Genomic DNA, 21,224 nt, shown 5'->3' with positions numbered 1-21,224 from the left:
CTTACCAAGAGGCCTTTTTGAGGCCTGGAATTTCGCCCTTCATGGCATGCTCACGCACCTTGATGCGGGACAGGCCAAACTTGCGCAGGAAACCGTGCGGACGACCAGTAATATTGCAACGGTTACGCTGGCGGGACGGACTGGAATCACGGGGCAGCTGTTGCAGTTGCAAGACAGCATCCCAACGCGCTTCTTCAGAAGCGTTCATATCAACGATGATAGCTTTCAGCTCGGTTCGCTTGGTCGCGAACTTGGCTACCAGCTTCGCACGCTTTGCTTCACGTGCTTTCATGGATGTTTTAGCCATAACCCTAACCTTACTTGCGGAATGGGAAGTTAAAGGCAGCCAGCAGAGCACGGCCTTCTTCATCGGTATTCGCGGAAGTGGTGATGGTGATATCCAGACCACGAACGCGATCGACTTTGTCATAGTCGATTTCCGGGAAGATGATTTGCTCACGCACGCCCATGGAGTAGTTACCACGACCGTCGAACGCTTTAGCGTTCAGGCCACGGAAGTCACGGATACGCGGTACGGAGATGCAAATCAGCCGTTCCAGGAACTCCCACATACGCTCGCCACGCAGGGTTACTTTACAACCTATCGGGTAGCCTTCACGAATCTTGAAGCCCGCAACAGATTTGCGAGCTTTGGTGATCAGCGGCTTCTGACCGGAAATGGCAGCCATATCGGCAGCGGCATTTTCCAACAGCTTTTTGTCAGAGATAGCTTCACCAACACCCATGTTCAGGGTGATTTTCTCGATCCGAGGGACTTGCATGATAGTCTTGTAACCGAACTGTTTGGCCAGTTCATTTACTACATCGGATTTGTAGTAATCATGCAGTTTCGCCATCGTTAAACTCCAATTACTTCACAAGTTCGCCGGTGGATTTGAAGAAACGAACTTTTTTGCCGTCTTCAATCCGGAAACCAACGCGATCAGCCTTGCCAGCGGCAGAGTTGAACAGCGCTACGTTAGAAACGTCCATTGGGGCTTCTTTGCTGATGATACCGCCAGCCTGACCCAGTGCGGGTACCGGCTTTTGGTGTTTCTTCACCAGGTTGATGCCTTCAACGTATACCTTACCTTCGCTTACCAGGACTTGAGTGACTTTGCCACGCTTGCCCTTGTCTTTGCCGGTAAGAACAATCACTTCGTCTTCGCGACGGATTTTAGCTGCCATCGTTCGACTCCTTACAGTACTTCGGGTGCCAGGGACACAATCTTCATGAACTTCTCATTACGGAGTTCACGGGTCACCGGGCCAAAAATACGAGTACCGATTGGCTGTTGGTTGTTGTTAAGCAACACAGCCGCATTGTTGTCGAAACGGATGACTGAGCCGTCCGGACGACGAACGCCTTTACGGGTGCGTACGACCACCGCGTTATACACATCACCTTTCTTCACTTTACCGCGAGGAATGGCTTCCTTAATGGAAACTTTGATGATGTCGCCGATGCCGGCGTAACGGCGGTGCGAGCCACCCAGAACCTTAATACACATTACACTGCGAGCGCCGGAGTTGTCGGCTACGCCCAGCATACTTTGCATCTGGATCATTTTAGTGCTCCGCTTTGTTTACTTCTTATCCCTCTCGGGATCTGGCTGCCTTCAAAAGGCGCGAAACTATAACACAGGATTTTTAGAAAAGGTAGCCTAAAAAACAAACGGCCCCGCTAAGGGGCCGTTTGGGCTAAAAAGTACCGATTAGGCCTTTTCTAAGATCGCAACCAGGGTCCAGGACTTGGTCTTGGACAGCGGGCGGCACTCGCGGATTTCCACGAGATCGCCAGCTTTACACTCGTTGTTCTCATCATGTACGTGCAGCTTGGTAGTGCGCTTGATGATCTTACCGTAGATCGGGTGCTTTACCTTGCGCTCGATAGCAACAGTGATGGATTTCTCCATCTTGTCGCTAATTACACGACCTTGCAGAGTACGGATCTTGTCAGTCATTACGCACCTGCCTTCTCAGTCAGTACAGTCTTGATACGTGCGACGTCACGACGCACTTGTTTCAGAGTGTGAGTCTGAGCCAGCTGGCCGGTGGACGCTTGCATGCGCATGTTGAATTGCTCACGCAGCAGGCCCAGCAGCTCCTGGTTCAGTTCATCGACGCTCTTTTGACGCAGATCTTGGGCTTTCATCACATCACCGTCTTAATTACGAAAGTGGTCTGAACAGACAGCTTAGCTGCGGCCAGGGCAAACGCTTCACGCGCCAGAGCCTCAGGTACACCGTCCATCTCGTACAGAACCTTGCCAGGCTGGATCGGGCAAACCCAATATTCCACGTTACCCTTACCTTTACCCATACGAACTTCGAGGGGCTTTTCGGTGATGGGCTTGTCCGGGAATACACGGATCCAGATCTTACCTTGACGCTTAACGTGACGGGTCATGGCACGACGGGCTGCTTCGATTTGACGAGCAGTCAGTTGGCCACGAGATGTCGCCTTCAGGCCAAAGGTACCGAAGGATACTTCGTTACCAGAGGTGGCCAGACCGCGGTTACGACCCTTATGGGTCTTGCGGAATTTAGTACGCTTAGGTTGCAACATTTACCGATCTCCTTACTTAGCAGCGCGGCGCTTGTTGTCACGCTTGGGCTTTGCAGGAGCTTGCTCTTGAGCAGCGGCAGCATTGACTGCAGCCAGACCGCCCAGAACTTCGCCCTTGAAGATCCAAACTTTGACGCCGATCACACCGTAAGTGGTGTGGGCTTCAGAAGTTGCGTAGTCGATGTCGGCACGCAGGGTGTGCAAAGGCACACGACCTTCACGGTACCATTCGGTACGCGCGATTTCAGCGCCGCCCAGACGACCGGACACTTCCACTTTGATGCCCTTGGCACCCAGGCGCATGGCGTTTTGTACGGCGCGCTTCATAGCACGACGGAACATAACGCGACGTTCCAGCTGGGAAGTGATGCTGTCGGCAACGAGTTTGCCATCCAGCTCCGGCTTGCGGACTTCGGAAATGTTGATCTGAGCAGGCACGCCAGCAATTACGGCGACGGCTTTGCGCAGTTTCTCAACGTCTTCGCCTTTCTTGCCGATCACGACACCCGGACGAGCGGTGTGAATGGTCACACGGATGCTCTTGGCCGGACGCTCGATGGTGATCTTGGACAAGGAAGCGTTTTTCAGCTCCTTGGTCAGGAACTGGCGTACTTGAAAATCGCTGTACAGGTTGTCAGCGAAGTCTTTGGTGTTCGCGAACCAGGTAGAATTCCAAGGCTTGGTAATACCCAGGCGAATGCCATTAGGATGTACTTTCTGACCCATTGCTTATCTCCCAGCCTTAGCGTCGGATACCACTACAGTGATGTGAGCGGTACGCTTGAGGATACGATCCGCACGACCTTTGGCACGCGGACGGATGCGCTTCATGGAGGGACCTTCGTCGACCATGATAGTAGCAACACGCAGGGCGTCGATGTCGGCGCCTTCGTTGTGCTCAGCGTTTGCAATGGCAGATTCCAGCACTTTCTTAACCAGCACAGCAGCCTTTTTCGGGCTGAAGGTCAGGAGATTCAGAGCCTTGTCTACGGACAGACCACGTACTTGATCGGCTACCAGACGAGCTTTCTGGGCAGAAGTACGGGCATAACGGTGTTTAGCGATAGCTTCCATCATTTATCCCTTAGCGCTTCTTAGCCTTCTTATCAGCAGCATGGCCGCGATAAGTACGAGTCGGTGCGAATTCACCCAGTTTGTGACCGATCATTTCTTCGGTAACGAAAACCGGAACGTGCTGACGACCATTATGGACAGCGATGGTCAAACCGATCATGTTCGGGATGATCATTGAACGACGGGACCAGGTCTTAACCGGCTTTTTATCCCCGCTTTCCACCGCTTTCTCTACCTTCTTCAGCAAGTGCAGGTCAATAAATGGACCCTTCTTGAGAGAACGTGGCATGGTGATTCCTCTATGTTAACAATTACTTGTTACGACGACGTACGATGTACTTGTCGGTACGCTTGTTCTTACGGGTCTTGAAGCCTTTAGCCTTCTGGCCCCATGGGGACACAGGCTGCATGCCCTTGTTACGACCCTCACCACCACCGTGCGGGTGGTCGACCGGGTTCATCGCCATACCGCGAACGGTCGGACGAATACCACGCCAGCGGTTGGCACCGGCTTTACCCAGTTGACGCAACATGTGCTCGGAGTTACCGACTTCACCTATGGTGGCGCGGCACTCGGCCAGAACTTTACGTACTTCGCCGGAACGCAGACGCAGAGTTACATAGTTACCTTCACGAGCCAGGATCTGGATGAAAGTACCAGCGGAACGAGCCAGCTGGGCACCTTTACCAGGTTTCATCTCAACGGCGTGAACAGTCGAACCGACCGGGATGTTGCGCATCGGCAGGGTGTTACCTACCTTGATTGCGGCATCAGCACCAGAAGCGATAGCGTCACCAGCTTTCAGGCCTTTCGGAGCCAGGATGTAACGACGCTCACCGTCTGCATACAACACCAGAGCGATGTTAGCGGTACGGTTAGGATCGTATTCCAGGCGCTCTACTTTGGCCGGGATACCGTCTTTGTCGCGCTTGAAGTCGACGATACGGTAATGCTGCTTGTGACCACCACCGATATGACGGGTAGTGATACGACCGTTGTTGTTACGACCACCGGACTTGCTCTTGCTGTCCAGCAGAGCGGCAAAGGGCTTACCCTTGTACAGCTCTTGATTGACGATCTTAACGACGTGGCGGCGGCCCGGAGAAGTAGGCTTGCACTTAACGATTGCCATTTTTCAGAACTCCTCTTACTCGGCTGCGCCCATGAAGTCGATGTCCTGACCAGCTTTCAGGGTCACATAAGCCTTTTTCCAATCGGAACGACGGCCTACGCGTGCACCTGCGCGCTTGGTTTTACCCTTCATGTTCAGGGTACGGACGGTCTCAACTTCGACCTCGAACAGTTTCGCAACTGCAGCTTTGACTTCCGCCTTGGTGGCGTCGACAGCAATTTTGAACACGATAGTGTTCTGCTTCTCGGCGACCATGGTGCTCTTTTCAGAGATATGCGGAGCCTTCAGAACTTTCAACAGACGCTCTTCGCGGATCATGCCAGCATCTCCTCGATTTGCTTAACTGCATCAGCAGTCATCAGAACCTTGTCGAAAGCGATCAGGCTGACCGGGTCGATACCGGCAACATCACGCACGTCAACTTTGTACAGGTTGCGAGCAGCCAGGAACAGGTTCTCATCGACTTCAGCTGTCACGATCAGAACGTCAGTCAGTTCCATCTCTTTCAGCTTGGCGATCAGTTCTTTGGTCTTCGGCGCTTCGATGCCGAATTTCTCGACAACGATCAGGCGCTCTTGACGTACCAGCTCGGACAGGATGCTACGGATAGCGCCGCGGTACATCTTCTTGTTTACTTTTTGGCTGTGATCTTGCGGCTTAGCAGCAAAAGTCACACCACCGGAACGCCAAATGGGCGAACGGATGGAGCCAGCACGGGCACGACCAGTACCCTTCTGACGCCACGGCTTTTTGCCGCCACCAGACACTTCAGAGCGAGTCAGCTGCGCGCGAGTACCCTGACGGGCACCTGCGGCATATGCAACGACGACCTGGTGAACCAGAGCTTCGTTGAATTCGCGCCCGAAGGTAGTCTCGGAAACTTCAAGAGCGCTCTTGGCGTCTTTCATTACCAATTCCATTACTATCTCCTCAGACGTTACGCTTTGACGGCAGGTTTGACGATCACGTTGCCGTTGGTTGCACCTGGGACTGCACCTTTGATGAGCAGCAGGTTACGTTCAGCGTCAACACGAACCAGTTCCAGGTTCTGAGTCGTTACACGCTCAGCACCCATGTGACCAGCCATCTTTTTGCCCTTGAATACACGACCCGGAGTCTGGTTCTGACCGATAGAACCCGGAGCGCGGTGAGACAAGGAGTTACCGTGGGTCATATCCTGGGTACGGAAGTTGTGGCGCTTTACAGTGCCCGCAAAACCTTTACCTTTGGATGTGCCGGTAACGTCTACCATCTTAACGTCAGCGAGAAGATCTACTTTCAGCTCGCTACCAACAGTGAAAGTTTCACCGTTGTTCAAGCGGAATTCCCACAGACCGCGGCCGGCTTCTACACCAGCTTTGGCGAAGTGGCCAGCTTCCGGCTTGGTCACACGGCTGGCTTTTTTGGCGCCAGTGGTAACCTGAATAGCGTTGTAGCCGTCGGTTTCTACAGATTTGACCTGAGTTACACGGTTAGCTTCAACTTCGATAACAGTCACCGGGATAGAAACGCCATCTTCAGTGAAGATGCGAGTCATACCCACTTTGCGACCTACAAGACCGATTGTCATTGTTATCAACCTCTTTCCGTAATTAACCCAGGCTGATCTGGACGTCTACACCAGCTGCCAGATCCAGACGCATCAGAGCGTCAACGGTCTTGTCAGTCGGTTCAACGATGTCTACCAGACGCTTGTGAGTGCGGATCTCGTACTGATCACGCGCATCTTTGTTGACGTGCGGGGAGATCAGGACGGTGAAGCGCTCTTTGCGAGTCGGCAGCGGGATAGGACCGCGAACCTGCGCGCCGGTGCGCTTTGCAGTTTCAACGATTTCCGCTGTGGATTGATCAATCAGGCGATGATCAAAAGCCTTCAGGCGAATACGGATTCTTTGGTTCTGCATTGACAGAGCTCCAATAGATAAAAGAACATAAACCAACACCGCCCGACCGGGAGTGATCCCGCCAGAGGTGTGATTTTTCACGTTTCCCCCCATATCGGGAGGACTGTATGGCTGGCTGTCCGTAAACGAACAACTCAGCAGCAGACATATCGTCTGGCTTACCTCATGGGTAAGCGGAGGGGATTATACGGATTTTTCAAATTTGCGCAAGGGAGAGCGAACAGATTGTGCGCAGTTTTATGTGACAGATGGATCTCGCCGGCGGTGACGCCATTCCCCGCCAACCGGGGGTGACGACAATGTTACAAACAGGCTGGTAGACTGTGCACCTGCCTCCGTCAGTGGAACGACATTCTATGCTCAAAGATCAAAAGAAAGCCTATCAGTATGGACTCTGCGCCGTTGCCCTCTGGTCGACGGTCGCCACCGCCTTCAAGATTTCCCTCGCCTACTTCGAGCCTGTGCAGCTGCTGCTTGTGGCCGCCTTCACCTCGACCCTGACTCTCGGCGCTATCGTTGCCAAACAGGGCAAGCTGGCACTGCTGCTGAGTTACCTCAAGGCCCGCCCCCTCTATTACCTGGCGCTGGGGGTATTGAATCCCTTCCTCTATTACCTGCTGCTGTTCAAGGCCTATGACCTGCTGCCCGCGCAACAGGCGCAGACCCTCAACTACACCTGGGCCATCACCCTCAGCCTGCTGGCCGTTCCTTTTCTCGGCCAGAAGCTGCGCCGCCGCGACGGCGTCGCCATAATACTGGGTTACTTCGGCGCTCTGGTGATCGCCACCAAGGGGGATGTATTCGGCCTGCAGTTCGACAGCCCGCTCGGGGTGACCCTGGCGCTAGTGTCGACCCTTATCTGGGCCAGTTACTGGATCCTCAACACCCGCAATCAGGGAGACCCCATCGTCAGCCTGCTGCTCGGCTTCATCATCAGCCTGCCTTTCATCGTCGCGGCGACCTGGCTGCTCTCCGATTTTGCCATGACCGCCTGGCAGGGCTGGGCCGGCGCCATCTATGTGGGCCTGTTCGAGATGGGTTTCGGCTTCGTGCTTTGGCTGATGGCGCTGCGCCACGCCACCAACACGGCCCCCATCAGCAACCTCATCTTCATCTCGCCGTTTGCCTCCCTGGTACTGCTCAACCTGCTGATCGGCGAAGCCATACACCCGGCCACCCCCATAGGGCTCGGGCTGATCGTGGCCGCCCTGCTGATCCAGCAGCTCAAATACGGCAAGCGCTACCGCAAGAGCACCGAGCCGCAAGCCTGACAATGCAGAAGGGCGTATCCACGGATACGCCCTTCTCTCAATCCATCCACTCCAGTGGCTGGTTCTTGGGTAGCCGGATCTCCACCAGCAAGCCCCCCAGTTCCGAGCTCCCCAGCCGTATGGTGCCATGGTGCTGGGAGACAATCTTGGCCACTATGGCCAGCCCCAGGCCGCTGCCGCTGCCAGTGCGGGCCTCGTTGCCCTGGGTAAAGGGCTTGAGCACCCGGTAGTAGTCCTGCTCCGGGATGCCGGGGCCGTTGTCTGACAGCCGCAGCCGCACCCAGTGGCCATCATCCTTCAGCTCTGCATGCAGGCGGCTCGCGCCATAGCGCAACGAGTTGCCCGACAGGTTGTTGAGGATGCGCCGGATGCTGATGGGATTGCAGGCCACCCGCACCGCCTCTTCAGGCAATTCGAGATCCACCTCCAGCCCCTGATCGGTCTGCACCAGCAGCACGTCGTGGATCAGCTGGGTCAGGTCGATTTGCTGGGTATCCAGCCCCTCGTCCGGCCGGATGTAGTCAATGAACTGATCTATGATGCCGTTGGACTCGTCAATGTCCGCGTTGATGCTCTCCTTGAGATACTCATCCCCGGAAGACATCATCTCGGTCGCCAACCGGATGCGGGTCAAGGGGGTGCGCAGATCGTGGGAGACCCCGGCCATCATCAGGTTGCGCTCCTCGATCAGCCCCTTGATCGAGCTCGACATGTGGTTGAAGGTGCGGGTCAACCGGCGTACCTCCCGCGAGCCCTGCTCCCCCAGCGCGTCGGGGAAGTTGCCGCGGGCCACGGCCACGGCACCGGCCTCCAGATCCTCCAGCGGACGCACCAGCTGGCGGGCAAACCGCCAGGCCGCGAACAGGGTCACCACCAGCAGCACGCTCATGTAGAGGATCAGCGGCTCTATGTCGTCATCCTCGATCTCGGTCAGCGGGATGCGAACCCACACCTGATTGGCCTGGGGCGGCTGGATCCAGATGATGTAGTGATCCTGGATCTCGACCCGTACCTTGGTCTTGCCCCCCAGCTCGCGGCTGATGCTCTCTTCCAGATAGGTGTAGGGCTTGGAGTCATTGAGCCCATGCTGCTCCGCCTCTGTCTGGGTATAGATGTCGCTGCCGGTCGCCACATAGACCAGCGCCTCGGCATCCTCGCTCAGCGCCAGCTGGTTGCTTTCGACCGGAAAGATGAGTTTGACCTGGTTGGCCAGCAGGTGGCTGATCTGCTTGACGGTCGGCGCCAGCAGATAGTTGTAGAAGGTGGCATAGGAGACAAACTGATAGACCACCAACACGGCGGCCAGAAACCAGAGCATGCGGGAAAACATGCTGCTCACTTTCTTCATTCGCCATCACCGTCCGGCACGAAGACGTAACCCAGGCCCCAGACGGTCTGTAGGTAACGCGGCTGGGCCGGGTCCTGCTCCAGCAAGCGGCGCAAGCGGGAGACCTGTACATCGATGCTGCGCTCGGTCGCCGTGTACTCGCGCCCTCTGGCTAGGTTCATCAGCTTGTCGCGGGAGAGGGGCTCGCGGGGATGGCTGACCAGCACCTTGAGCACGGCAAATTCGCCGCTGGTCAGGGCTACCGGCTCGCCATCACGGCTGAGTTCACGGGTCGCCAGGTTGAGCTGATAGCTGCCGAAGGTCACCATCTTCTCGGCGGTCGAGGGAGCCCCGGGCAGTTCGACGGTATGACGGCGCAGCACGGCGCGGATCCGCGCCAGCAGTTCGCGCGGGTTGAACGGCTTGGGCAGATAATCGTCGGCCCCCATCTCGAGCCCGACGATGCGATCCACCTCATCGCCCTTGGCGGTGAGCATCAGCACCGGGATCTGGTTGCCGGCCTCGCGCAGGCGGCGACAGATGGAGAGGCCGTCCTCCCCCGGCAGCATCAAGTCCAGCACCATCAGGCTGAAATTTTCACGAGTCAGCAGGCGATCCGCCTGTTCACCATTGGCGACGCCACGAACCACGAATCCTTGTTCGGTCAGATAGCGCTCCAGCAGGGAACGCAATTTCAAATCATCGTCGACCACCAGAACCTTGTATTGCTGACTCATTGCTTGCCTCTCCTCTCGATATGTTGCCAATACTAGAGCCCGGGCCCCCAACGGCAAAGCATAAATATGTTACTGGTTATTGCCCATGGCCGCCTTGCGCCCACCGGCCCACGCCCTCTCCCATGACGACGCAGGTTTTGCTCGACAGCGAGGCGACAGCGGATAAGATCGGCCGAGCCACCAGAGGCCCATCAGCCCACATTGACGCAGGTACTTGAAATCCATGAAGACCAAGCTGATCACCCGCGAAGGCTACAACAAGCTGAAAGAAGAGCTCGATTTCCTGTGGCGCGAAGAACGCCCCGAGACCACCCGCAAGGTGGCCTGGGCCGCCAGCCTGGGCGATCGCAGCGAGAATGCCGACTACCAGTACAACAAGAAGCGGTTGCGGGAGATCGACAGGCGGGTGCGCTACCTGCGTAAATGCCTCGAGGAGCTGGGGATCGTCGATTATGCCCCCGCCCAGGAGGGAAAGGTGTTCTTCGGCGCCTGGGTCGAGGTGGAGAACGACGAGGGCGAGACCAAGCGTTTTCGCATCGTCGGTTATGACGAGATCTTCGGTCGCAAGGATTACATCTCCATCGACTCCCCCATGGCCCGCGCCCTGCTCAAGAAGGAGGTCGGGGATGAGGCCATAGTGCCTACGCCAGTCGGTGACGTCTGTTGGTATGTCAACGAGATCAGTTATCCGAAGTGACGGTAGCGGGAAGCGTTCGCCTCCCCGCCATGGGCAAGGGCTGATGCCCTGCCCGTCCAAGCAAAGAGCCCCCATGACAAGTATCTGGGCGGCCAGCCCCTCTCCCGCCATTCGGCCCGACAGCCATGCATGTCATTTCAGCAGGGTGGCATAGCGCCGCCCGACCCCATATAGTGCTCACATTTGGCGCCTTGGGTGCGGGCCAGCCCCGGCAACGCTCAATGCACACCATGCGGTCCCCCCTCATGGTGCAGAGAGACGGCGAGCTGCCGAGCGGCATACCCGGCCGCAGCACATCGACGCCACCCCGGGCCAGTTGGATAGAAGCGACCACAGAGATCCCAGATGCACAGCCATGTAATAGAGAGACAGATTGCCGGTGAGCTGAATGCCCGCCCGGAACAGGTGCAGGCGGCCGTGCGCCTGCTGGATGAAGGTTCGACCGTGCCCTTTATCGCCCGTTATCGCAAAGAGGTGACCGGTGGCCTGGACGACAGCCAGCTGCGTACCCTGGAGAGCCGCCTCGGCTATCTGCGCGAGCTGGAGGATCGCCGCCAGGTGATCATTCGCTCCATCGAGGAGCAGGGCAAACTCACCCCGGAACTGGCCCGCGAGCTGAACGGCGCCGACAGCAAGACCCGGCTGGAAGATCTCTATCTCCCCTACAAGCCCAAGCGTCGCACCAAGGGGCAGATGGCCATAGAGGCGGGACTGGAGCCGCTGGCGAGCCTGCTGCTCACGGACCCTATGCGGGATCCCGAGCAGGCCGCTGCCGCCTTCCTCAACAGCGAGCACGGCATCACTGACAGCAAGGCCGCCCTCGACGGCGCCCGCTACATACTGATGGAGCGTTTCGCCGAGCAGGCCGACCTGCTGGAGAAGCTGCGGGACTATCTGTGGCACAACGCCACCCTGCGCGCCCGCGTGGTGGCCGGCAAGGAACAGGAAGGAGCCAAGTTCAAGGACTACTTCGAGCACGACGAGCCGTTGCACAAGGCCCCCTCCCACCGGGTGCTGGCCATGCTGCGCGGTCGCAACGAGGGCATTCTCAATCTGGCGCTGATCACAGGTGAAGACGAGGGCAGCAGCCCCTGCGAAGGCATCATAGCCCACCACCTCAAGCTGAATCTGCAAAACCGCCCGGCCGACAAGTGGCTGCAGGGGGTGGTGAGCTGGACCTGGAAGATCAAGCTCTCCTTGCAGATGGAGACCGAGCTGATCGGCCGTATCCGCGAATCGGCAGAAGACGAGGCCATCAAGGTATTCGCCATGAACCTGCAGGATCTGCTGATGGCGGCGCCGGCGGGCATGCGCTGCACCATGGGGCTGGATCCGGGCATCCGTACCGGGGTCAAGGTGGCCGTGGTCGACGCCACCGGCAAACTGGTCGATCACGCCACCATCTATCCGTTCGAGCCGAAGCGCCAGGTTGATCAGAGCCTCAAGACCCTGAGCGAGCTGTGCCAGAAGCACAAGGTCGAGCTCATCAGCATAGGCAACGGCACCGCCTCGCGAGAGACAGACCGGCTGGTGAGCGATCTGTTCGAGCGCTACCCCGCCGCCAAGGCGCAGAAGATAGTAGTGAGCGAAGCGGGGGCCTCTGTCTATTCCGCCTCCGAGCTTGCCTCCCAGGAGTTCCCGGATCTCGATGTCTCTATCCGTGGCGCCGTCTCCATCGCCCGCCGCCTGCAGGATCCCCTGGCCGAGCTGGTCAAGATAGATCCCAAGAGCATAGGCGTGGGCCAGTACCAGCACGACGTCGGCCAGAGCCAGCTGGCCCGCCGGCTGGACGCCGTGGTCGAGGATTGCGTGAACGCGGTCGGGGTGGATGTGAATACCGCCTCGGTCGCCCTGCTGAATCGGGTATCCGGTCTCTCCCAGACCCTGGCCCAGAATATCGTCGCCTATCGGGACGAGCACGGCGCCTTCCAGAGCCGCCAGCAATTGCTGAAAGTGAGCCGGCTCGGCCCCAAGGCATTCGAACAGTGCGCTGGCTTCCTGCGCATTCGCGGGGGCAGCAACCCGCTCGACAGCTCGGCTGTGCACCCGGAATCCTACCCTGTGGTTGAGAGGATCCTGGCGCAACTCCAGCAGCAAGTTGAGAGCCTGCTCGGCAACGGCAGCCTGCTGCGCAGCCTGAAGCCGGCCGACTACACGGATGAGCAGTTCGGCGTGCCCACCGTCACCGACATCATAGGTGAGCTGGACAAGCCGGGCCGCGACCCGCGCCCCGAGTTCAAGACCGCCACCTTCAAGGATGGGGTGGAGAAGATAAGCGATCTGGTGCCCGAGATGATATTGGAAGGCGTGGTCACCAACGTCACCAACTTCGGCGCCTTCGTCGACATCGGCGTCCATCAGGATGGGCTGGTACACATCAGCTCTCTGACGGATCGCTTCGTCAAGGATCCCCGCGAGGTGGTCAAGGCGGGTGACATAGTGAGGGTCAAGGTGCTGGAGGTGGATGCCCCGCGCAAGCGGATCAGCCTGACCATGCGACTGGACGAAAAAGCCGGACAACCGGTCCGCAAGCCTGCGGAGTCCCGCAACGCGAATGCTGGCAGTGCCAAGCCGAGACCGGCGCCGCGTCCAAGCACGCCGGTGGGTGGCGCCATGGGCAACGCCTTCGCGGCAGCCCTCTCCAAAACCAAGAAATGAGCCGTCAAGACATGAAAAAAGCCCCGAAAGGGGCTTTTTTACGAGACACCAAGACTCATTGACTGAGGGTGGCCAGAATACTTTCAGGATCCTGATGCCGGGCCAGCACCTCCCGCAGTCGATTGAATGCCTTGCAGGCCTCCTGCGGGTACTTGCCATAGGAAACCACGCCGGTATGGCTCCAACCGGCCGCCAGCATGACTTTCTTCTTGAAGTGAGTGCCTTCGGTTCCGCCACCACCAAGCTGCATCAAAAACTGTTCCATCTGAAGGTGAGGAGGGGGAACGCGGGAGAAGGTGGCAAAGTCTTCCGGTTTGACTTCATCAAAGTGCATGACGACTCCTGTGAGGATGAATGGGATTACCCCTCAGATTAGTTGCAAATACCCGGGACGTGATCGAAAAATCAGGGGGAAGAGTGGTGCAGCGCTCAGACGTTCAGGCTGAACCCTTGCTGCGCAGCAGGCCTGACCGCCTGTTGATAACGCTGGGCAATGACCTGGTTGCGCTGCTCCATGTAGCCGTTCAGCACGCCCGTCTTGGCGCTGCCATCGGCCGCCAAGGCGGAGTCTGGGTCGGATGAGAGCAGCGCCTTGCGGGCATGAGCCTCCTTGGCGGCGGCACTTCTGGCCACGCTCAGATCCTGTGCGGAAGGATCGGCCGGGGCCAGAGCGGCGGCACGCACCTGCTGCATCTTGGCGATGGTCGCCCTGGGATCGCCGGGAATGGTCCCGATGTCGATGGAGACGCCACCGCCGGTAGCGTAGCGCTTGCCATCCGGTCCCATCGAGAACTGATAGGTCGGACTGCTAGCATACTGGCCGCCCGTGCTCTGATGTGCCTGCTCGTGGGTCCGTACCTCCTGATCCCTGTCGGCCAGCTCCTTGACCTGCAGCTCCTGTTTCTGTTGTTGCTCCTGCTGTCTGGGATCCTGCTGTTGCTTGTTGCGCTGCCCGTCTTCACCCGTGGCCTCCACGAAGCGGTGATCAACCGGCGTTTGCGGATTGCCGGTCTGGGAAGCTTCCCGCGTCTGCTGGGAGGTCTGGTTGGGATTGGCCTGGCTGGCCTTGGCCTTGTCTTTCTGTGAGCCGACTTCAGGCTCGGCATTGAATGCCTCGCTCTGACGGGTCTGGGGGATGAGGGCTACACGGCGATTGTCAGTGCGTGCCGATTCCGTCTGCGGTTGCAGTTGATTAGGAATAATGGTCGGCAGACTGACATTGATGTTCATGTCACACCCGGATATCGATCAGGGTACCCATAACATCACTGGCGGTCTGGATCACCTTGGCAGATGCTCCGGCCTGTACTTCGGCCACCTTGAGGTTGACCAGCTCATCAGGCAGTTGTACCTGATCACCGCTCGGGGTGTTGAGCCGGGCGATCTGGCTGGATGCCTTGTCGGCAATCTGTTCCGCTCGCTGAAACCCTTGTACTCCGCTGTTCAATGCAGAATCTATACGCATGATGACACTCCTCTGACGCTGGATTAATTATCCGTCACGCCAGAGGATTAATGAAGCAAATAGGTTGTTTTTCAACCAACAAAATGTCGAATGATTTCAACGAACTGCTGTGGATGGGAAATAAAGGGTGCGTGCGAGGCCTTTTCCAGCACCAGGCTGTGACTGGCCGGGTAGCGTTCGTCCAGCAGCGGTATGGCCGCCTTGGGCACCAGCGAATCCAGTCGGCCATAGACCCGCAGCCAGGGCAGGCTCAGCGTTGCCAGCGCATCGCGCAGATCAACGTCCGCCAGCAGACCGAGTCCAGCCTCCAGCGCCGCAAGTTGGGGAGCCGGACGTTCGGCCAACCAATGGCGCAGCTGGCGGATATCATCCCGGGCATGTTCGCTGCCCATGGCCTGGATCGCGAGGAAACGCTCTATGGTCTGCTTGAAGTCCCCCGCCAGCATCTGATTGAAGCCGGTCAGCACCTTGGGAGCTATCCCCGGCCAGTCGTCACGGGCCATGAAGCAGGGGGAACTCGCCACCGTGATCAGGCTCTGGCAGCGCTCAGGCTGGGTCAGCGCCAACTGGCTCGCCACCAGACCACCGAGGGACCAGCCGAGCAGATGGCACTGCTGCGGCAAGACGGCGGCAATCTGCTCAGCCAGCCAGGGCAAGGAGTACTCACTCCCGTCGGCCAGCGGACTGTTGCCAAACCCAGGCAAGTCCACCAGATGCAGCCGATAATGGGCCGCCAACGGCTGGGCAATACCATGCCAGACTGCGCCATTCATGCCCCATCCGTGCAACAGCACCAGATCGGGCCCCTGACCAAATCGCTCTACCGATACGCTCATCTAGACTCAAGATCCCTGTTCATTCTCTTGGGGTCAGCATGTTAAAGCGGCTGCTCGCCAAAGCAAGTCCGATCCTTGGCAACCATGCCGACTGGCAGGGCCACTGCCTGCTCTGCCAACAGCCTTGCGATGCACAGCCGCTGCTCTGCAGCTGGTGCCAGCAGGCCCTCCACCAGCCCTATCGCAAATGCAGCCTGTGTGCGTCGCCCTTGCCGGAACCTGACGGAGAAACCGAACCTGTCTGCGGGCGCTGCCAGCACAGGCCACCGCCCTGGCAGCGGCTGCAGGTCATTGGCGACTACCAGGCCCCCTACTCCATGCTCATCCCGCAGCTGAAATATTCTGGCCAGATCCTGCTGGCGCCGCTGCTCGCCCGTCTGCTGGCCGATCATCTGGAGAGAGACGATCCCCCCGAGGCCATCATTCCGGTTCCCCTGCACTGGTGGCGACTCTGGTGGCGCGGCTTCAATCAGGCGGAGGAGATAGCCATCACCCTCAGCGAGATCACCGGCATCCCCTGCGACACCCGGCTGCTGCGCAGAACCCGAGCCACCCCACAGCAGACCCGGCTCAGTGCCGCTCAGCGGCGACGGAATCTGCGCGGTGCCTTCCAGATCCAGCCCCACCACTATCGGCACGTGGCCCTGCTCGACGATGTGGTGACCACGGGGGCGACGGCAGGCCAACTCACCCGCGTACTGCACGAGAGCGGCATCGTAAAAGTGGAGGTGTGGGCCATTTGCCGCACGCTCAAACACCTCAAATGACACTCGACATGGCTACCGCAAGCTCAGGCACATCAGGCGACCATAGGTATATTTGACATATGCCCGGCGCCATCAGCATGCTACCCAAGCACTGCCAAGCGAGTTATCATGAATACCCTAGTCGTACACTCAGGTTTATGAGGATAGTGATGATCAGCATTTCCGACACCGCCCAGGCCCATTTCCGTAAACTGCTGGAAAAACAGCCTGATGGCACCAATATCCGGGTGTTTGTGGTCAATCCGGGAACCCAGAATGCCGAGTGCGGCGTATCATATTGCCCACCCGACGCGGTCGATCCGGAAGATCAACACCTGCCCTTCAGCGGCTTCGACTGCCTGGTCGACCCTCTGAGCGCCCCCTTCCTGGTCGATGCCACCATCGACTTCGTCACCGATCAGATGGGCTCCCAGCTCACCCTCAAGGCGCCAAACGCCAAGATGCGCAAGGTGGCCGACGATGCACCTCTGATCGACCGCATCGAATATGTGCTGATGTCCGAGGTGAACCCCATGCTGGCCGGTCACGGCGGCAAGGTCACCCTGGTCGAGCTGACCGAAGACAAGCTGGCCATCCTGCAGTTTGGCGGCGGTTGCAACGGTTGCTCCATGGTCGATTACACCCTGAAAGAGGGGATTGAGAAGCAGCTGCTGGAGAAATTCCCGGGCGAGCTCAACGGCGTCAAAGATGCCACCGAGCACCAGCGCGGCGATCACTCCTACTATTGATGCCGCGGCAGTGACTCCCGCAGCGAGGCAGTCACCGACCTGATGAGCACATGAAAAAGGCCCCGCCAATCTGGCGGGGCCTTTTGCTATCCGACGAACCGAATGAGCCTATCTCAGTAGGCGTCGTTGTTGACGGCAGTTTGAACACGGACAGCGCGCAGAAACCGGAGCGTATAGGCATACGTGAGGATTTCGAGCACTGCCCAGGTTCAAAATGGCTAATAAAACAGCCTAATGGAATTTGCTCTTATTCGTCGCGTTTGTCCCGGCTTAGCAGGGCGATGGCGGCCTCTTTCGGGTTCTTGCCCTGATAGAGCACCTGGAAGATCTGCTCGCAGATGGGCATCTCGACGCCACAACGGGCCGCCAGCAGATGCACCTCCTTGGTGTTGCGATAGCCTTCCACCACCTGACCTATCTCGGCCATGGCGGTATCCACGCTCTTGCCGGCCCCGAGGGCCAGACCGAAGCGACGGTTGCGCGACTGGTTGTCGGTACAGGTCAGCACCAGATCCCCGAGCCCCGCCATCCCCATGAAGGTTTTGGCGTCGGCACCCAGGGCCGCACCCAGACGCTGCATCTCCACCAGACCCCGGGTGATGAGCGCGGTTCTGGCGTTGGCGCCAAAGCCCAGCCCGTCGGAGAGACCGGCGCCGATGGCGATGACGTTCTTGACGGCGCCGCCGAGCTGCAGACCGACGAAGTCCGGATTGGTATAGACCCGGAACGAGCGGCCACAGTGCAGCAACAGGGAGAGGTCATCGGCAAAGTCATCGTGAGTCGACGCCACCGAGATGGCGGTCGGCAGGCCGGCGGCCAACTCCTTGGCGAAGGTGGGACCGGAGATCACCGCCAGCGGGATCGCCTCACCCAGCACCTCACGGGCCACGTCTTGCAGCAGGCGGCCGCTGTCAGGTTCCAGCCCCTTGGTGGCCCAGGCGATACGGGTATCGGGGCGCAGGAAGGGTTTGACCTGAGCCAGCACCTGGCCGAACACATGGCTCGGCACCACCAGCAGCAGCACGGGCGCGGCCTGCACCGCCGCCTGCAGATCGGCGGTCAGCTGCAGATCGGCAGGGAAAGGGACATCCGGCAGAAAAGCCTTGTTGCAGCGGTCTTGTTCCAGCTCGGCGACATGGGCAGGGTCGTGACCCCACAGCAGGGTCGGATGACCGTTGCGCGCCAGAGAAATGGCAAGGGCGGAGCCATAAGACCCCGCCCCCAAGACCGAGATAGCGATCTGGTCAGCCATTATCAGGCTTCCGCAGTCGCCTGCTGGGCCTGTGCTTGCGCCATGTGCTGGGCAAACAGGGCATCGAAGTTGACCGGTGCCAGGTTCAGCTGCGGGAAGGAACCCTTGCTCACCATATTGGCCACGGCTTCGCGGGCATACGGGAACAGGATGTTCGGGCAGAAGGCGGCCAGGCAGTGAGCCAGTTGCGGCTCCGGCAGGTTGCCTATGGTGAAGATACCGGCTTGCTGCACTTCACACAGGAAGGCAGTCTCGGTTTCCAGCTTGCAGGTCACGGTCAGGGTCAGCACAACCTCATACACGCCATCAGCCAGGATGTTGGTCTTGGTGTCCATGTCCAGCTTGACGTCCGGCTGCCACTCTTTCTGGAAGATGTGCGGGGTATTCGGGGCTTCGAAAGAGACATCCTTGGTGTAAACACGCTGGATGTGGAATTCCGGTTGTACTTCCTGGTTGTTGATTTCGTCAGCCATTTCGTTTGATTCCTTTTTAAGAAAATATGTGGGCGCAGGCCCTTAAATCAGCGTTTTTTGGTCACCGGCAGATTATCTGCACGCCACTGGGCCATGCCACCGCTGAGCACATACACCTGCTTGAAACCGGCCTTGCTCAGTTGGCGACCCGCGCCACCAGCGGTCATCCCCGACTCGCACACCACTATGATGGGGGCATCTTTATGCTTTTCAACCGGACCCAGGTTATTGCTCTGGATCTGGCTGAGCGGCAGGTGCTGGGCACCGGCCAGATGGCCCTTGGCAAACTCTTCCTGACTGCGAATGTCCACCACTGTGGCATTTTCACGGTTGATCAGCAGGGTAGCCGTGTGGTTGTTCACCGTCTTAACCGGAGAAAAACGAGCACGCACAGTGGTGTAAACCAGGGTGCCTGCCAGGCCGAACCAGGCTGCGGTCAGCAGCGGGTTACGGGCCGCAAAATCCAAATACTCTTGCATCTTCTACTATCCAGGGACCAAGACAAGGGCCCGAGTATACATGGGGACCCCACCAAGATCAGCCATCTTGGCGGCAAAGCGGGAGCGGGCTCCCATCGGGCAGGGGCACGATAAAGGATCGGAATAAAAAGTGGCGTCCGACGCCTTGAGGCGAGGATTCTTCGAGCCGGGAGACAAGCCGGCGACAAAGGGGAAACAGGCTGGCAACAGTCCTGAACGACGGCGGGCCTGGGCTTGGCTATCAGGTGACTATTTCGGCAGATGTAGTAATATTACGCTAGTTTCACTTCCCGCAATTCATTCCTATCCGAGAGGACATAGCCTTATGTCAACAGCTAAGAAACCTTTGGTTCTGGTCATCATGGACGGTTGGGGCTACAGCACCAAGCAAGAGCACAACGCCGTCGCTGCCGCCAAGACTCCCAACCTCGACCGTCTCGCCCGTGACTACACCAGCACCCTGATCTCCGGCTCCGGCCTGGACGTGGGTCTGCCGGATGGTCAGATGGGTAACTCCGAAGTGGGTCACGTCAACATAGGTGCCGGTCGCATCGTCTATCAGGAACTGACCCGCATCTCCAAAGAGATCAAGGACGGCGACTTCTTCCAGAACGTCGAACTGGCCAAGGCTGTTGACTGTGCCGTGACCAAGGGCAAGGCCGTGCACATCATGGGTCTGATGTCCCCGGGTGGCGTACACAGCCACGAAGAGCACATCATGGGCATGATCGAGATGGCCGCCAAGCGTGGCGCCGAGCAGATCTATTTCCACGCCTTCCTGGATGGCCGCGACGTACCGCCGCGTTCAGCCCAGTCCTCCATCGAACAGTTCGACGCCCTGTTTGCCCGTCTGGGCAAGGGTCGTTTCGCCTCCATGATCGGCCGCTACTTCGCCATGGACCGTGACAACCGCTGGGATCGCGTGCAGCAAGCCTATGACCTGATGACTCAGGGCAAGGGCGAGTTCACCGCCGACAGCGCCAGCGAAGCCCTGGCCGCCGCCTATGCCCGCGACGAGAACGACGAGTTCGTCAAGGCCACCCGCATCGGTGCTGCCGCTCCCATGCAGGATGGCGATGCCCTGATCTTCATGAACTTCCGTGCCGACCGCGCCCGCGAGATCACCCGCGCCTTCGTCGACAGCGACTTCACCGGCTTTGCCCGTGCCGCCACCCCGGCGCTGAACTTCGTGATGCTGACCGAATACGCGGCCGACATCAAAACCGCCTGTGCCTACCCGCCGACCGCCCTGGTGAACACCCTGGGTGAGTGGCTGGCCAAGCAGGGCAAGACCCAGCTGCGCATCTCCGAAACCGAGAAGTACGCCCACGTCACCTTCTTCTTCAACGGTGGCGAAGAGTCCTGCTTCACCGGCGAAGACCGCGAGATCGTCGCCAGCCCGAAAGTGGCCACCTATGACCTGCAGCCGGAAATGAGCTCCGAAGAGCTGACCGACAAGCTGGTTGCCGCCATCAAGAGCGGCAAGTACGACACCATCATCTGCAACTACCCGAACGGCGACATGGTCGGCCACACCGGCGTGTTCGATGCGGCAGTCAAAGCCTGTGAAGCGGTTGACCACTGCATCGGTCGCGTCACCGAGGCTCTGGCCGAAGTGGGTGGCGAATGCCTGATCACCGCCGACCACGGCAACGCCGAGAAGATGCTGGACGAAGAGACGGGTCAGGCCCACACAGCCCATACCAACCTGCCGGTTCCCCTCATCTATTTCGGTCGCAAGTCCGAGGTGGTTGAAGGTGGCAAACTGTCCGATCTGGCTCCGACCATGCTGACCCTGATGGGACTGCCGGTCCCGCCGGAAATGACTGGCAAGCCCCTGATGATTCTGAAATAA

General features: G+C 58.6%; 30 protein-coding genes. 6 read left to right on the top strand and 24 right to left on the bottom strand.

What is annotated here, in order from left to right; all coding sequences use genetic code 11:
- Window position 1: 1 nt before the first annotated feature.
- The 15 genes from rpsN to rpsJ form a co-directional block, all read right to left on the bottom strand.
- Entirely contained in the window at window positions 2-307 is a 306-nt protein-coding gene (gene rpsN / locus AACQ95_RS02715; protein WP_005319722.1) for a 30S ribosomal protein S14, read from the bottom strand.
- A gap of 10 nt (window positions 308-317) precedes the next feature.
- Window positions 318-857, bottom strand: coding sequence for a 50S ribosomal protein L5 (gene rplE / locus AACQ95_RS02710; protein ID WP_005319725.1), 540 nt, complete (start codon window positions 855-857; stop codon window positions 318-320).
- A gap of 13 nt (window positions 858-870) precedes the next feature.
- Complete coding sequence (rplX, locus tag AACQ95_RS02705) at window positions 871-1,188, bottom strand: 50S ribosomal protein L24 (RefSeq protein ID WP_042033862.1); 318 nt, start codon at window positions 1,186-1,188, stop codon at window positions 871-873.
- 11 nt (window positions 1,189-1,199) lie between these two features.
- Complete coding sequence (rplN, locus tag AACQ95_RS02700) at window positions 1,200-1,568, bottom strand: 50S ribosomal protein L14 (protein ID WP_005307975.1); 369 nt, start codon at window positions 1,566-1,568, stop codon at window positions 1,200-1,202.
- 147 nt (window positions 1,569-1,715) lie between these two features.
- The gene (gene rpsQ / locus AACQ95_RS02695; RefSeq protein WP_005319730.1) at window positions 1,716-1,964 is read right to left on the bottom strand and encodes a 30S ribosomal protein S17; all 249 of its coding nucleotides are present in this window, start codon (window positions 1,962-1,964) and stop codon (window positions 1,716-1,718) included.
- A complete protein-coding gene (gene rpmC, locus AACQ95_RS02690) occupies window positions 1,964-2,155 on the bottom strand; it encodes a 50S ribosomal protein L29 (protein WP_005319733.1) in 192 nt (63 codons plus the stop codon). Before rpmC ends, rpsQ begins: the two co-directional genes overlap by 1 nt.
- A complete protein-coding gene (gene rplP / locus AACQ95_RS02685; protein WP_005340612.1) occupies window positions 2,155-2,568 on the bottom strand; it encodes a 50S ribosomal protein L16 in 414 nt (137 codons plus the stop codon). Before rplP ends, rpmC begins: the two co-directional genes overlap by 1 nt.
- 12 nt (window positions 2,569-2,580) lie before the next feature.
- Complete coding sequence (gene rpsC, locus AACQ95_RS02680) at window positions 2,581-3,294, bottom strand: 30S ribosomal protein S3 (RefSeq protein ID WP_033130008.1); 714 nt, start codon at window positions 3,292-3,294, stop codon at window positions 2,581-2,583.
- Between the two features lie 3 nt (window positions 3,295-3,297).
- Complete coding sequence (rplV, locus tag AACQ95_RS02675; RefSeq protein WP_033130007.1) at window positions 3,298-3,642, bottom strand: 50S ribosomal protein L22; 345 nt, start codon at window positions 3,640-3,642, stop codon at window positions 3,298-3,300.
- 10 nt (window positions 3,643-3,652) lie between these two features.
- Window positions 3,653-3,931 (bottom strand): 30S ribosomal protein S19, encoded by a 279-nt coding sequence (gene rpsS, locus AACQ95_RS02670; RefSeq protein ID WP_005307960.1) that lies wholly within the window; start codon window positions 3,929-3,931, stop codon window positions 3,653-3,655.
- Window positions 3,932-3,953: 22 nt separating this feature from the next.
- A complete protein-coding gene (rplB, locus tag AACQ95_RS02665) occupies window positions 3,954-4,775 on the bottom strand; it encodes a 50S ribosomal protein L2 (RefSeq protein WP_005319743.1) in 822 nt (273 codons plus the stop codon).
- A 15-nt stretch (window positions 4,776-4,790) separates the two neighbouring features.
- Entirely contained in the window at window positions 4,791-5,093 is a 303-nt protein-coding gene (gene rplW / locus AACQ95_RS02660; RefSeq protein WP_042019359.1) for a 50S ribosomal protein L23, read from the bottom strand.
- Window positions 5,090-5,695, bottom strand: a complete 606-nt coding sequence (gene rplD / locus AACQ95_RS02655) for a 50S ribosomal protein L4 (protein WP_005340616.1) — start codon at window positions 5,693-5,695, stop codon at window positions 5,090-5,092. Before rplD ends, rplW begins: the two co-directional genes overlap by 4 nt.
- A gap of 17 nt (window positions 5,696-5,712) precedes the next feature.
- Complete coding sequence (rplC, locus tag AACQ95_RS02650; RefSeq protein WP_005319753.1) at window positions 5,713-6,345, bottom strand: 50S ribosomal protein L3; 633 nt, start codon at window positions 6,343-6,345, stop codon at window positions 5,713-5,715.
- Window positions 6,346-6,367: 22 nt separating this feature from the next.
- Entirely contained in the window at window positions 6,368-6,679 is a 312-nt protein-coding gene (rpsJ, locus tag AACQ95_RS02645; protein WP_005307944.1) for a 30S ribosomal protein S10, read from the bottom strand.
- 356 nt (window positions 6,680-7,035) lie between these two features.
- Between rpsJ and AACQ95_RS02640 the strand changes: the two genes are divergently transcribed.
- Complete coding sequence (locus AACQ95_RS02640; protein WP_241280517.1) at window positions 7,036-7,950, top strand: DMT family transporter; 915 nt, start codon at window positions 7,036-7,038, stop codon at window positions 7,948-7,950.
- Window positions 7,951-7,987: 37 nt separating this feature from the next.
- On the opposite strand, the gene envZ is transcribed toward AACQ95_RS02640, so the two are convergent.
- Both envZ and ompR read right to left on the bottom strand, forming a co-directional pair.
- Window positions 7,988-9,298, bottom strand: coding sequence for a two-component system sensor histidine kinase EnvZ (gene envZ, locus AACQ95_RS02635; RefSeq protein WP_172955230.1), 1,311 nt, complete (start codon window positions 9,296-9,298; stop codon window positions 7,988-7,990).
- A complete protein-coding gene (ompR, locus tag AACQ95_RS02630; protein ID WP_005319762.1) occupies window positions 9,295-10,014 on the bottom strand; it encodes an osmolarity response regulator transcription factor OmpR in 720 nt (239 codons plus the stop codon). The genes envZ and ompR overlap by 4 nt, the downstream gene beginning before the upstream one ends.
- Before the next feature lie 223 nt (window positions 10,015-10,237).
- Between ompR and greB the strand changes: the two genes are divergently transcribed.
- Both greB and AACQ95_RS02620 read left to right on the top strand, forming a co-directional pair.
- Window positions 10,238-10,711 (top strand): transcription elongation factor GreB, encoded by a 474-nt coding sequence (gene greB / locus AACQ95_RS02625; RefSeq protein ID WP_043136397.1) that lies wholly within the window; start codon window positions 10,238-10,240, stop codon window positions 10,709-10,711.
- A gap of 345 nt (window positions 10,712-11,056) precedes the next feature.
- Window positions 11,057-13,369: a Tex family protein gene (locus AACQ95_RS02620; RefSeq protein ID WP_241280516.1), complete on the top strand. Its 2,313-nt coding sequence runs from the start codon at window positions 11,057-11,059 to the stop codon at window positions 13,367-13,369.
- 55 nt (window positions 13,370-13,424) lie between these two features.
- Here the strand turns inward: AACQ95_RS02620 and AACQ95_RS02615 are convergent, their stop codons facing one another.
- From AACQ95_RS02615 to bioH, 4 genes are all read right to left on the bottom strand, one after another.
- Window positions 13,425-13,703, bottom strand: a complete 279-nt coding sequence (locus AACQ95_RS02615; RefSeq protein ID WP_042866969.1) for a hypothetical protein — start codon at window positions 13,701-13,703, stop codon at window positions 13,425-13,427.
- 95 nt (window positions 13,704-13,798) lie between these two features.
- A complete protein-coding gene (locus AACQ95_RS02610; protein ID WP_241280515.1) occupies window positions 13,799-14,599 on the bottom strand; it encodes a putative metalloprotease CJM1_0395 family protein in 801 nt (266 codons plus the stop codon).
- A 1-nt stretch (window position 14,600) separates the two neighbouring features.
- On the bottom strand, window positions 14,601-14,834 hold the full coding sequence (locus tag AACQ95_RS02605; RefSeq protein ID WP_042866965.1) for a hypothetical protein: 234 nt from the start codon (window positions 14,832-14,834) through the stop codon (window positions 14,601-14,603).
- A 71-nt stretch (window positions 14,835-14,905) separates the two neighbouring features.
- Window positions 14,906-15,670, bottom strand: coding sequence for a pimeloyl-ACP methyl ester esterase BioH (gene bioH, locus AACQ95_RS02600; RefSeq protein ID WP_241280514.1), 765 nt, complete (start codon window positions 15,668-15,670; stop codon window positions 14,906-14,908).
- A gap of 38 nt (window positions 15,671-15,708) precedes the next feature.
- On the opposite strand from bioH, the gene AACQ95_RS02595 reads away from it, so the two are divergent.
- Entirely contained in the window at window positions 15,709-16,437 is a 729-nt protein-coding gene (locus AACQ95_RS02595; protein ID WP_241280513.1) for a ComF family protein, read from the top strand.
- 149 nt (window positions 16,438-16,586) lie between these two features.
- Complete coding sequence (nfuA, locus tag AACQ95_RS02590) at window positions 16,587-17,165, top strand: Fe-S biogenesis protein NfuA (protein WP_011704302.1); 579 nt, start codon at window positions 16,587-16,589, stop codon at window positions 17,163-17,165.
- A 247-nt stretch (window positions 17,166-17,412) separates the two neighbouring features.
- On the opposite strand, the gene gpsA is transcribed toward nfuA, so the two are convergent.
- From gpsA to AACQ95_RS02575, 3 genes are read right to left on the bottom strand one after another with little or no spacing between them, the layout of a single operon-like run.
- A complete protein-coding gene (gpsA, locus tag AACQ95_RS02585; protein ID WP_043136411.1) occupies window positions 17,413-18,417 on the bottom strand; it encodes an NAD(P)H-dependent glycerol-3-phosphate dehydrogenase in 1,005 nt (334 codons plus the stop codon).
- 2 nt (window positions 18,418-18,419) lie between these two features.
- Window positions 18,420-18,890, bottom strand: coding sequence for a protein-export chaperone SecB (gene secB, locus AACQ95_RS02580; RefSeq protein ID WP_005319808.1), 471 nt, complete (start codon window positions 18,888-18,890; stop codon window positions 18,420-18,422).
- 47 nt (window positions 18,891-18,937) lie between these two features.
- Window positions 18,938-19,369, bottom strand: coding sequence for a rhodanese-like domain-containing protein (locus AACQ95_RS02575; protein WP_042866955.1), 432 nt, complete (start codon window positions 19,367-19,369; stop codon window positions 18,938-18,940).
- Window positions 19,370-19,694: 325 nt separating this feature from the next.
- Between AACQ95_RS02575 and gpmM the strand changes: the two genes are divergently transcribed.
- Window positions 19,695-21,224, top strand: coding sequence for a 2,3-bisphosphoglycerate-independent phosphoglycerate mutase (gpmM, locus tag AACQ95_RS02570; protein ID WP_241280512.1), 1,530 nt, complete (start codon window positions 19,695-19,697; stop codon window positions 21,222-21,224).

It is taken from the genome of Aeromonas sp. MR19, from assembly GCF_963899305.1.
In the GTDB taxonomy this organism is placed as follows: Bacteria; Pseudomonadota; Gammaproteobacteria; order Enterobacterales; family Aeromonadaceae; genus Aeromonas; species Aeromonas bestiarum.
This window is presented reverse-complemented; position numbering and strand designations above follow the sequence as displayed.